The 12,550-nt window shown below is 44.3% G+C and carries 10 protein-coding genes; 3 read left to right on the forward strand and 7 right to left on the reverse strand.

Translation table 11 applies throughout. The features are described 5' to 3' along the window. Nucleotides 1-42: 42 nt before the first annotated feature. Nucleotides 43-1,173, reverse strand: a complete 1,131-nt coding sequence (locus NBH15_RS12220) for a clostripain-related cysteine peptidase (protein WP_250822766.1) — start codon at nucleotides 1,171-1,173, stop codon at nucleotides 43-45. Nucleotides 1,174-1,291: 118 nt separating this feature from the next. Between NBH15_RS12220 and NBH15_RS12225 the strand changes: the two genes are divergently transcribed. Together NBH15_RS12225 and NBH15_RS12230 are read left to right on the forward strand one after the other, a co-directional pair. Next, nucleotides 1,292-1,852 (forward strand): DUF3575 domain-containing protein, encoded by a 561-nt coding sequence (locus NBH15_RS12225; RefSeq protein WP_128134161.1) that lies wholly within the window; start codon nucleotides 1,292-1,294, stop codon nucleotides 1,850-1,852. Between the two features lie 7 nt (nucleotides 1,853-1,859). After that, nucleotides 1,860-2,396, forward strand: coding sequence for a DUF3868 domain-containing protein (locus tag NBH15_RS12230; RefSeq protein WP_128134162.1), 537 nt, complete (start codon nucleotides 1,860-1,862; stop codon nucleotides 2,394-2,396). A gap of 837 nt (nucleotides 2,397-3,233) precedes the next feature. Here NBH15_RS12230 and NBH15_RS12235 read toward each other — a convergent pair. From NBH15_RS12235 to NBH15_RS12260, 6 genes are all read right to left on the reverse strand, one after another. Continuing rightward, nucleotides 3,234-4,139, reverse strand: coding sequence for a fimbrillin family protein (locus NBH15_RS12235; protein WP_244050584.1), 906 nt, complete (start codon nucleotides 4,137-4,139; stop codon nucleotides 3,234-3,236). A gap of 7 nt (nucleotides 4,140-4,146) precedes the next feature. Continuing rightward, entirely contained in the window at nucleotides 4,147-5,079 is a 933-nt protein-coding gene (locus tag NBH15_RS12240) for a fimbrillin family protein (protein WP_128134163.1), read from the reverse strand. A 78-nt stretch (nucleotides 5,080-5,157) separates the two neighbouring features. Further along, on the reverse strand, nucleotides 5,158-6,093 hold the full coding sequence (locus NBH15_RS12245) for a fimbrillin family protein (protein ID WP_158579655.1): 936 nt from the start codon (nucleotides 6,091-6,093) through the stop codon (nucleotides 5,158-5,160). A 56-nt stretch (nucleotides 6,094-6,149) separates the two neighbouring features. Continuing rightward, on the reverse strand, nucleotides 6,150-7,064 hold the full coding sequence (locus NBH15_RS12250; protein ID WP_250822767.1) for a DUF5119 domain-containing protein: 915 nt from the start codon (nucleotides 7,062-7,064) through the stop codon (nucleotides 6,150-6,152). Between the two features lie 125 nt (nucleotides 7,065-7,189). Then, nucleotides 7,190-8,041 carry an AraC family transcriptional regulator gene (locus NBH15_RS12255; RefSeq protein ID WP_128134165.1) on the reverse strand — a complete coding sequence of 284 codons (852 nt, stop codon included), beginning with the start codon at nucleotides 8,039-8,041 and terminating at the stop codon, nucleotides 7,190-7,192. 9 nt (nucleotides 8,042-8,050) lie between these two features. Next, complete coding sequence (locus NBH15_RS12260) at nucleotides 8,051-9,580, reverse strand: glycoside hydrolase family 10-like protein (RefSeq protein ID WP_186958553.1); 1,530 nt, start codon at nucleotides 9,578-9,580, stop codon at nucleotides 8,051-8,053. 146 nt (nucleotides 9,581-9,726) lie between these two features. Here NBH15_RS12260 and uvrA point away from each other — a divergent pair, with 146 nt between their 5' ends. Next, nucleotides 9,727-12,513, forward strand: coding sequence for an excinuclease ABC subunit UvrA (gene uvrA / locus NBH15_RS12265; protein ID WP_128134166.1), 2,787 nt, complete (start codon nucleotides 9,727-9,729; stop codon nucleotides 12,511-12,513). Nucleotides 12,514-12,550: the final 37 nt, after the last annotated feature.

Raw genomic sequence — 12,550 nt, forward strand, 5'->3', positions numbered from 1 at the left:
AGACTTTAACAATAATCCCTTCACAGCTACTTTTATTTTTAGTTAATAAACCGTCTTATACCAGGCAAGCTGCTTGTACCAGTCTGACAACTTCGTCAGAGAGGGTTGGGGCACGAAGACCGACAGGCCGGAGAAACGCTCGATTTTTCTTGCTCCATATAATGCCGCATAGTATGAATAAGGTGTTGTATGTTTGCTGATGACCGCTTTTTCCATACAAGCGGAAAAACGCTGATACTGTTCGTCGTTTGCTAGATACTTGATAAAATCATCGAAATCATAAAGCATATGTGGCTGCCTGGCAGTTAGATATTCAAGTATCTGCATATTCGACAAAGGGAGAGCATAAATATCCTCTTCTGTTTTGTCTTTTAATATGTCATTGACAATTTGTGCCAATTCGTTCAATTCGCTTGTCTTTATCAGAGATACTGTACCGTATGAAGCATTGCCGTTATTGCTGTAGTATTCATAAAAACTTTTGGTAACTGCTTCCAGATCGGCTTTGTCTTTAAACAAGGCAGGCAGGAAATCTTCATAAGGAAATCCGCGGGCAAGGACTTCGGTTGGCGATCCCAGGAGATAATCCGTTTTGTCTTTCAACTCATAAGTACATTCAATGCCGCTCATATAACAGGCGTCGAATAACATAAAGTCGAAATGAAAACCTTCCAGCGCCTCGTTCATTTCAGTTATTTCCATATATTGGCTGTCTTCTTCTCCGAAAGAACGTAAAGAACTGAAATTGCCCGGAAGCCATGATGTGCCGTGGCTGGATAATACCAGACCAAAACTTTCTGCTGGAAACAATTCTGTTGTTTCCTTGATCACCTTGTGCATGGTTTCCGGCAGGATAGCACTTTGGTTTTCGTAAAAACGGACGGTGTCTGTTACTATATTCCCTTTCTTGTCTTCTTTTATCTGGAACAAATAAGATCTGCTTTTGCTTTCCGAATAGTATACAACCAGATTTCCTCCGTTGAGTGCTTTATTGGAGGCTACTGTCATCATTTGTCTGATATTGGCACGTATATCACTACCAAGATTGGTACTGGCAATCATATAAGCAAGTACGGTTCGTTTGGCCGGTCCTTTTATTTCGATGTCTTCTTTACTGCAACTCCCCAGTAATAGCGCGAATAAAACGCTATATATAATATATTTGATTCTCATGCCTTATTATTTAAATTACAAAGTTACGTATAATTTGGTTGTCTCTAATGTTTTATATTTCTTTTTTCTATCTTTGTGTGCTAATAGATTTTAAAGCATGTAGAGAAAAGACACTGATATGAAAAAAGTATTATTCATCGCACTGTTGCTGTGCGGTATCGGGTGGGGAGCGAAAGCGCAGACTGTGGCAGTCAAGTCTAATATTCTGTATGATGCAACTGCAACGGTGAACCTGGGTGCCGAAGTTGCTTTCAGCCGACACTGGTCGTTGGATATCTCCGGCAATTATAATGGCTGGGATGTTGCGAGCGACAAGTCGTGGAAGCATTGGATGGTGCAACCTGAGGCACGTTACTGGCTGCATGAAAAGTTTAACGGCCATTATTTCGGAGTTCATGGTGTTTATATGGACTACGATATGTCTCATGTGAATTTCATGTCGGTAATGAAAAAGGATTTTGCTTACGACGGCAACGCTTATGGCGGCGGTATCTCTTATGGATATCAGTTGTATCTTTCTCCGCATTGGAACATCGAGTTTTCGGCGGGAGTCGGCTTCCTACATTTTGAATATGACAAGTCGGCTTACCCTTCGGATAATGAAAAGGCTTATAAATACCGTAATAACTACTTCGGACCGACTAAACTCGGTGTCAGTATTGTATATATAATTAAATAAGTGAACGATGAAAACTCCGGTCTATATATTTATTTTTCTGCTGGTTGCGCTGCTGTTCCCGGTTCAGGCACAGTCGCAGACGCAAGCTCCGGCTACTACTTATAACGGCCTGATTAATATCAAACAGAATAAGGCTGAGGTAGAAGGCGACCTTTTGAAGCTGGATATGGATATTTTGCTGAGCGGCCTGTCTGTCGGACGTTATCAGACATTGATACTGACTCCCGTTTTGCGCAAGGACAATTATCTGCTTCGTTTGTCACCCATCCGTATCAACGGGGCGAATAAACATAAAATGTATGAGCGCACGGTTGCTTTTCAAGGTAAACAGGTGGCCGACGGAGATGCTTATGTTGTATTGAAAAGTGCTCCTACTTTGTTGCAGGAGGTAAACTATAAAAAAGAGATTTCTTTCCGTCCGTGGATGGAGAATGCAGAGTTGATCCTTCTCGGCGAACTGACAGATTACGATGATATCCCGGTTCAGACTTATACGAATGTTTTGACCGATCGTTTGTATATTCGTCAGGGGCAGGAAAAATAGTTTTTCCTGAAAAAGTTTTACGAAATAAGGCTTCACTCTCCGGGTGAGGCCTTTTATCTTTGTATTCATCAGGGTTTTGAGGTGACGCTACCCTGTTGGAATGGCATCACCGGTGGTACTGTCTGTTTTTTATCCGGAAGCCTATAATTGTTTACCGCAGATATAAGCGGAGGTTAGTTCAAATCCTCTTACTTTCTAACTTTTCGACCCAGGTGAAACTATTAGTTGACCTGGGTGAAACAATAAGTTGACCTAGGTCAACTTATTGTTTTCCCTTGGTCGAAAGGTTAAAGGCTTACTTGTTCGTTGATAATTAGCTATATATTTTGTGTTAGTGTGATATAGTATAAAAGGATTACTTATAGAAAAAATTGAGCCAATGTGGCAATATGTCAATGTGCCAATTTAGAAATAATTGAACTATCTGCTAATTATAGGATGAATCAATTAGTGACGGTGCCTTCAGGCTGTAGGCCTGTAACAAACTAGCCCAGGGTTCCAACCTTGGGTTCCCTTGAATCCTTCTCTTTCTGAGGCACCCTGTAGGGGTGCGACAAGATTGAAAGGGCTGATATTTATCTTGTGCCGCCCCTACCAACGACGCTACATTCATTCACTTTTGATAAATTCTGAACCGATAGATTTCCTAGTATTTCCTCTAAGCATTCAAAACAGAATGTTGTTTTAGCTTGTTTGGGGATAAAGCCATGAGGTGAATCCGAAATCGTTTCGGGTGACGCTGCTTTTGCAGGACAGCGTCACCTGAAGATACTGATAAATACAGGGACTCCAGGAGTTTTATTGTTGGGTGACTCTGGTGTGTGTAAAAAATGATGCTTAGAAATAAACTGTTTCATCGCTGGTGCCACCGTTTAGCCAAGGATTGATACTGCCTGAGATGCTGATGTCCTGAGCTTGTATGGTGAAAGAGTAGGTTTGTTTTTTTCCTCCTTCGAATGCTTTTGTCGATTCGATGCGGTAATCCTTGTTACTCATCCGGACAATGAAAACAGGTTTCTCTACCGGGTAAAGAAGATGGTTGGTAACGATTGTCTCTTCGTTCGGAGTTATTTCTTTATTCAGGTTGTCGATAAGTGTATAAGGCGTAGTCGAGGGAGCGGCACTTAGCTTGCCGGTTTGTACGTTCAGTTGTATAGTTGACGGATAGTTTTCCATCGAAATGCTTTGCAGGATCATCTCTTCCTTAATATCATCCGCTTTCTTGAATTTAAGCGTAATGGCGGAAAGGATATGGTTGAAAGAGAGATTGACAGGGGTATCGCCAGAAGTTTTATCCCGGTCCAGTACGGGAGTTGCCCACATGATGTCGTCTTGTTTCTTCAGGTCAAAGGGGATGTTTAACGGAGCGGCTGTCGCTGCTTCGGTGTAAGGGTAATAAGCGTAAAAGTTTAGTAAGGTGTCGGGGTTGATGGGGTAATGGGCGTGGGTGTCGCAGGTGAGTTCATTGCTGCCGGCGGTTTTGGTGTAGGGAGAGTTGTTAAGGTCCTTGCGGAGAGCCATATTTCCTCCGGAATTGTTTTTATTATATCCCCAACCTAATATCCCGACCTGGGAGTTCTCAGGAAAAGCTGTATTGTCGACAATTGCTTTCGTCAGAATGATATTCCCTCCAAAGCGTATAATACTTCCTTGACCATCGGTTGATTTTATAACATCGCCATCATTATTGCAACTAAAAGTCGCAAAGAAAAGAACAGAGAGTAATAGCTTTATATTCTTCATTTTGTAATTATTTTATTTGTATAATATTGCCTTGAATGAAAGAATCGGATGACGATTCGGCTTTGTTGTCCGATTTAGTGAATGATTTTAGAGTGTTTAATTTCTTGATTGTGATTGTCAACAGATAGGAAATGCCCGCTTTCCATGCAGGTGAGTTGGTTGTGTCTATCTGTATATTATAAGATTGATCGCCAATCTTTAGTTTGAAAGTATAAGCTAGTTCGGGGAATAGCAATAGATTTCCGTTTACGGATATTGTCTCTTTGCTAGCCATTGTGTTTGCATTGATATCGGTTGATAATGTGAATGTTGTTGTGGAAGTTTGGTCGATTGTTACTATGCCATTCGACAGATCCAGACTTCCGCTATTGGGAGCATCGGTCGTAATGGATATATTTCCGTCAGGCAACATATTTTCTGTCCCGTTTACCAAGTTGAATTTTACACTGGTTAGCTTGTGGGTGAAGTTTAGGTTGACAGCTTCCGGCGTTTTTTTGTTTCCGGCATTGATTGGAGCGGCATGCATTAAGTCTTCTTCACCGGTCAGTGTGAACTGCAAAGAGTTATTATTGATTGTATAGGCTGTACCTTTTGATTGACGGGGGAAATATCCGGCTAAAGTGATTGAATTTCCATCTGTCGGATAAACCAGTGATGGATTCGTAAAGATTAATTCCTGATTGCTTCCTATTTGGCCGGGAGAGATTCCGTTGTAAATGATTTTTGTACTACTTGTACCGTAAATACCTATTTCATTAATATTATCATTTGTGAATACATCTACTAATGCCTTAGTTGTAGCATCAATCCCTTTTGGCATAATCAGGATGGGAACAGGAACTTCGTTTATCGGATGAGGTTCCTCTTTTATCCCGATTTCATTGCTACATCCGGTGAGGATGAGAATGAGGGCCAAAAGGTATGAAGTATTAATATTCATATTTTTATTTGTAGAATATGATCACCTATCTTTAATTTGTATTAGATAGGTGATCTTAAACTATTTTACGAATACAGATTATTGAACATCACCAGTGCCAACTCCAGTTTTCCATTCACCGATCTTAGCAGTTGCGCCAATTTCGGTTGCTTTGAAAGTTAATGTAACAATGTATGATGTACTTTTAACAGAAGCTACTGTTAGTGGAATCTCGATACCTGGGTTCTTTTCTGTAACAATCTTGACTTTCATATTTGTTTGATCTGGCTTTACCATAATTGGTGAGCCGTATGTGACTGCATTGTTTACTGGGTCTGTAGCGTCAAAGGCTTTTGCTTCATCTCCCACGGTTATTTCCCCAGTACTTACTCCGGTAAATTCTACAGTTTTTGTATCTAAGGTGAGTGTTGCAGCTGTTTGTTGTCCAATAAGTTTAATGCTTGAGATTTTACCCCATGTTGCTACAGCTTGTTGGTCTTCAGCCTGAATCTTAAAAGTATACTGTGCCAATTGATGATCGAAAGTGAAATCTAGTGCTTTGGTTTTATTATCCTCTTTATTCCCGCTTACTATACCTGTACACATTATATCTTCTTGTCCTGTTATAGTAGTATAAGTCACAACATTATTACTCCTTGAACCACCTCCTTCAGTTTTAGGGTGGTATCCAATCAAGTGACTTTTTATAGTGCTAATAGGATTATAGTATTGAGGGGTCGAGAATTTAAAACCATCAGTATTAATGGTTGCATCTGTTGCTTTTAATGCTTCTGTGCTCCAATCAGAAGGAACACTCTCCTTTTCTACTATTACAAACTCAATGTTTTCTACATCTTTTCCGTCGGTAATTACTCCCGCAGTTTTTGTAATAATTTGTCCGATACCTGCTGATGCTTTTATCTCCACCGGTTGTCCATTATCAATATTATCTATTGGATCACCTTCGCTTGTACAAGCGGTCATTGCTGCAATTGTTGCAGCAATTGAAATCATACTTAATACTAATGTCTTCATAATTATAAAAATTAGATTGTTATTACTTAATTCGTTGCTTATTATTATCATTCAATTCATTCGATGACCATGTTATCTCCGGCAGAGACTTCCCACTTGTTGATTGTGACAGTGAAGGATGCGTCTTTTTCTACCGTTACTGATACGTTTACATTTACTTTGTTTCCTTCCGTTTCTCCGATCGAGTTGCCCAGGTCGAGGGTGGAAGTGGTGGTACTTCCGTCATTGAGGGTGAAATCCAGCTGTACTTCGTTTTTGGGGAGGGCAGGTGGGGTTGTTCCTTGTTTGGGGGGAGTGCCTAATATCAATACATTTGTTTTTATACCTTCCGCTGAAGTTGTTGTTTCAATGTTAACTGTCGTCGTTCTGTCCGGTACGATCTCTTGCTTGCTCAGGTTGAAAGCGGCAGGTACGCCTGTCAGCTGCCCTTTGCATTCTTTTATGTACTCCATACCCTCGACTTTTATGTCGAGCGTTACTTCGCGGATCAATGAAGCCGGACTGAACTCACGTTGGTTGTTTGTCCCGTTGTTGGCTTCCACTACCAGGTTGTCGATGGCTATTCCATATAAAGGAATGCGTCCCGATGTCGTGCCCCCGGCCGCTTTCGTTTCCGGGATAAATGCTTCTGCCGTCTCAAATGAATTCATATTGCGGAACTGGATGTTGTCGGCATCGCAATTGAAAACCAGTAAACGGTATGTATCCGGTGGCAGTGTGAACTTCAGACCGCTTGTGTCACTCTCGATCTGTATCATTGCACCCTTTCCCAAAGGATAAAAGCAATAACGAACTTTTTTAGGACTTTCATAGCCGCTCATGGCCTGTTCCCATTTCAACGAATACCAAATGAAACCGTAGGAAGACTGCTCTGGCTTTTCTTCCGAACTGCATTTAATGAAACATGTAATGATCATTAATATACAGACTGCGATTCCGCACGAGCAACCTAGTTCACTTCTTATCATCATTTAATATGCGTTGAAAGTCAATTCTTCTTGTTTCTGACGCAAATGTATCGGGAAAAAGCAGACGTAAAATTGCTTTTTCTATTCAATAAGTTGTAAAAACTGCGAAAGTTGTTGATTTTTACTGGTTATTCCTCTTTCTTGTTGCGAAGTGCACGGGGAGACATGCCGAAATTGGTCCGGCAGAAGTGGGAAAAGTTGGAAAGCGATTCGAAACCGTATTTGTAGCTGATCTCTGAAATAGACATTTCGGTAGTGGTTAAGTCGTTCTGGATGTCTTCACATTTCTTTTTCAGCATCCACTGGTAAGCGGGTTCGCCGAATGTCTCTTTAAACAGGCGGCGGAAAGTAGGTGTGCTGTAGCCTCCCATCTGGGCGAAGGCTTCCACATCTTTTACCTTCATATAATTCTGCATGACGAAGTAACGGAAGCTTTTGCTGTACCGGTAGATCGGCGAGTAGAAAGCGGCCAGTTCTTTTAATGTATAGTAGCAATTGAGCAGGTAGACCAGTTCCGTCCGTTTGGCATTCAGGAAACCGGCGCACAGCAGGTCGTCGTTCAGGTACATCCGTACCCCTTCCACGAAATACTGTAACGGCGGGCACATATTCATTACAATCGGTTCGATACGGGAGGTCTCTGCTATGCTGGCCCCTTTGTTGAAACGTTCGTTGCAGATATTGATCGGGCGTTCAAACAGGTACAGGATACATTCGGCGGTTTCGAGGATCTTGAATTCGACCTTCGAGCCGATCGGTTGCAGGATGAACTGGCCTGCACTGAAAATGGTATTGGGATGTTCTTCGCTATTGACTTGCACGGAACCTTTCAGCAGAAAATACAATGTATTCTGCAAACAACGTTCCCGTGGGATGATAAGTCCTTTGGGATAGGAACGATATTTAAAGATGTTTCTCCTGTATTCGGCACAGGAGCCACAATCCGTAAATTTGCTGTATCTAAGGTCCGGAGAGAACATAGACGGTCATTATAATTTTACCTTTATACTTTTTCCCGTATTCTCGTTATGAAAACGGTCTACGGCGGTCACAATATAGCGATATTTTTTCTTTCCGTTATCATAAGGCATTAAATATCTTGTGTTACGGGTGATTTTTACGATTTTTGCCGGGTTACTGAGGTCGATCGGTTCTTTATCCTCGAAACGGTAGACGACAAAGTAGGAGGCAAGTTCCGGATTTGTCGGGCTTTGTTCGGCCTTCCAGTGCAGCATATAACCGTCGGCGGTCCATTCTTTTTTCAGCTTTTTCACCTCCTGCGGTGCCCGATTGTGCATATGGGTATAGGCCGGGATCAGTGCCGGATAACGGTGGTAGTTCCTTTTCAGGCTGTCGGCTACGCCTTTGTTGTTCCACAACAGTTCGTTGGCGGGCCAGAAGCAGTTGCCTTTGACTTTCGACAGGGCGCGTTCGTAACGCATTTTGCGGGTCAGCTGGCTGGCTTTCATGGTGCGTGCCACGTCCTGACCGATATAGAGATGGGGACCTTCGAGGGTTGCGTTCTTATTCCACCATTGGATCAGGGTGATATAGTCGGCTGCCGGATGGTCTATCTCCCAATATATCTGTGGCATGTTATAGTCTATCCAGCCTTCTTTCACCCAGTGGAGGATGTCGGCATAGAGGTCGTCGTAGTTTTGCAGGCCGTTGGTGTCGCTACCGGAACCGTCGGACGTGCTTTTCTTGTTACGGTAGATACCGAACGGGCTGATGCCGAAACGCACCCAGGGTTTGGTGAGCAGGATGGTCCGTTTCAGTTCGCGGATCAGGGTGTTCACGTTCTCCCGGCGCCAGTCACTGCGCTGTGCATTGGTATATCCTTTGTTCAGTCCGTATTTGCGGAAGCTGTCATCATCGGGGAAAGGCATGCCGGCTGCCGGATAGGGGTAGAAATAGTCGTCCATATGGATGGCGTCCACATCGTAACGACTGACAATGTCGCGTACTACCTTATTAATGAACTGGCGGCTTTCGGGCAATCCCGGGTCGAACAGGATCTGTTTATTATAGGTAACGAACCATTCCGGGTGTTTGTTATAAATATGCGAATCGGCAAAACGGGTGTTGCCAGCCGTGCTGGCGCGGTAAGGGTTCAGCCAGGCATGGAACTCCATATTCCGTTTGTGGCATTCTTCGATCAGAAATTCCATCACATCGAAATTGCCTGCCGGAGCGACGCCCTGTTGTCCGGTATAGAAACGGCTCCAGGGTTCGATGTCCGATTTATAGAAAGCATCGGCTTCGGGACGGACCTGGAAGATGATGGCGTTGATACCGCAGGATTGCAGGTAATTCAACTTACGCACGAAATCTTTCCGTAGCTGGGCGGGAGTCATATCCTTATATTCTCCTTGGAAAGCTGTTTGTATCCAGGCTCCTCTGAATTCCCGTTTGTCTTTTCCTTCTGTCTCACGGACAGGAAGTTGGCGTGTAGTCGAACAGGAGGTAACTACACAAAGGACCACTGCCAGAAGCAGGCGGATATACTGATTGTTCATGAATATTGTCTGGTTTGAGATTATTGTAACACTTTCTTCATTTCCGCGGCAAAGATAATAAATAATAACAAACCCGAATACCTCTGTACTAAATTCAGGTTCTCGTTTCTTTTTGCTATTTTTGTATCCTTATTAGGAAAAGATTTATGTCTGAAAATAATGCTATATTTATCAAAGGGGCTCGTGTTAATAACCTGAAGAATATTGATGTAGAGATCCCGCGCGACAAACTGGTCGTGATAACCGGATTATCCGGCAGCGGAAAATCCTCCCTTGCTTTCGATACGTTATATGCCGAAGGGCAGCGCCGCTATGTGGAGAGTCTTTCTTCTTATGCCCGCCAGTTCCTGGGGCGTATGAGCAAGCCGGAGTGCGACTATATCAAAGGCATTCCGCCCGCTATTGCGATCGAGCAGAAGGTGAATACCCGCAATCCGCGTTCGACGGTGGGTACATCTACCGAAATATATGAATACCTGCGGCTGCTTTATGCCCGGATAGGCAAGACGATTTCGCCTGTGTCGGGGATGGAAGTGAAAAAGCATCAGGTGAAAGACATCGTGAAGGAGGTTCTGGCATATCCGGCCGGTACCCGCTTTGCCGTGTTTGCCCCGGTAGTCCTGCCGGAAGGCCGCGGCATGAAGGAGCAGTTGGAGATTTTACAGAAAGAAGGATATACCCGTTTGTCGATCAACGATACGGCTTACCGTATCCAGGAAGTGTTGGCGGATGAGGCATTGCTCAGTTCTCCCACTATTGAATTGCTGGTCGACCGTCTAACGGTTTCGGACGATAAGACATTGAAAAGCCGTCTGGCCGATTCGGCGGAAACGGCGTTCTTTGAAGGGCATGATACCTGTATCATCCGTATCTATGCTGCCGAAGGGACGGTGGTAAAAGAGTATTCCAAGAAATTTGAAGCGGACGGTATCACGTTTATCGAACCGACCGATATGATGTTCAGCTTTAACAATCCGCTGGGAGCCTGTCCGGTCTGTGAAGGATTCGGAAAAGTGCTGGGTATCGATGAGAACCTGGTGGTGCCGGATAAGAGCCTGTCGGTCTTTCAGGGGGCGGTAGTCTGCTGGAAAGGCGAAGTGATGGGAGAGTGGTTGAAGGAGTTTATCGCCAAGAGCGAGAAATACAACTTCCCGATACATCGTCCGTATTACGACCTGACGCAGAAGGAAAAAGACCTGTTGTGGCATGGTGCCCGCGGCTTGCACGGCATCGACGACTTTTTCAAGTTTGTGGAAGAGAATCTTTATAAAATACAATACCGTGTCATGCAGGCTCGTTATCGGGGAAAGACAACCTGTCCTTCCTGTAAAGGGGCCCGCCTGAAACCGGAAGCGCTCTATGTGAAAGTAGGCGGCAAGAATATTGCTGAACTGGTGGCATTGCCTATCACGGAAGCAAAAGCCTTTTTTGACAACCTGGTGCTGGACGAAACGGATGCGGCTGTGGCAAAACGTCTGTTGACGGAGATTATGAACCGCTTGCAGTTCCTGCTGGATGTCGGGCTGGGGTATCTGACGCTCGACCGTCTTTCGGCTTCGTTGTCGGGTGGTGAAAGCCAGCGTATTAATCTGGCGACTTCGTTGGGCAGCAGTCTGGTCGGTTCCTTATATATATTGGATGAGCCGAGTATCGGGTTGCATTCGAGAGATACCGATTTGCTGATAAAGGTGTTGCGTCAGTTACAGGCGTTGGGTAATACGGTGGTCGTGGTGGAACATGACGAGGATATTATCCGTTCGGCCGATTATATTATAGATATAGGTCCGAAGGCGGGACGTCTGGGGGGTGAAGTGGTCTACCAGGGGGATGTGAATAACCTGCAAACCAGCAGCGACAGTTATACGGTCCGTTATCTGACCGGTGAAGATAAGATTGAAGTTCCCGCTTTCCGCCGCCTGTGGAATAATTATATAGAGGTGAAAGGGGCCCGTAAGAATAACCTGAAAGGGGTGGATGTGAAATTTCCGTTGAACGTAATGACGGTTGTTACCGGTGTCAGCGGTTCGGGAAAGAGTTCGCTGGTGCGGGATATCTTTTACGAAGGGGTAAAGCATTATCTGGATGATGCGGCCCGGCTGATGGTGGATTGTTCCGGCCTGGAAGGTGATATGAAGATGATACAGGGGATCGAGTTTGTCGACCAGAACTCGATCGGTAAGAGTTCGCGTTCGAATCCGGTGACTTATATCGGTGCTTACGACGAGATCCGTAAACTGTTCGGTGAACAGCCGCTGGCAAAACAGCTGGGATATACGTCTGCCTATTTCTCTTTTAATAAGGAAGGCGGACGCTGTGAAGAATGTAAAGGGGACGGTCGTATCACGGTGGAAATGCAGTTTATGGCGGATATCACGCTGGAATGCGAAAGCTGCCATGGAAAGCGTTTCAAACAGGACGTGCTGGATGTGGAATATCATGGTGTGAATATCTATGATATGCTGGAAATGACTGTCAACCAGGCAATCGAGTTCTTCGAAGCACATACCGGTTCGCAGGAAAAGAAGATCGTCAAAAGGTTGAAGCCGTTGCAGGATGTCGGCCTGGGGTATATCAAACTGGGACAGACTTCTTCGACTTTGTCCGGCGGTGAGAACCAACGTGTGAAGTTGGCCTATTACCTGGGGCAGGAAAAGCAGCAGCCGACTTTGTTCGTATTCGACGAACCGACTACGGGTTTGCACTTCCATGATATAAAGACCCTGCTGAAAGCATTTAACGCGCTGATCGATAAAGGACATACGGTAGTGATCATCGAACATAACATGGACGTAATCAAATGTGCCGACTACCTGATCGATTTAGGACCGGAAGGAGGTAACGCCGGCGGTTATCTGGTTTGTGTCGGAACGCCGGAAGAGGTGGCCTTGTGCCCGGAATCTTATACAGGGCATTATTTGAAAGAGAAATTGTAGTAGACCAATCCTGAAAAGATTGTTGAATATAAGAATC

Source organism: Parabacteroides caeci, assembly GCF_023656795.1.
Lineage (GTDB): Bacteria > Bacteroidota > Bacteroidia > Bacteroidales > Tannerellaceae > Parabacteroides > Parabacteroides segnis.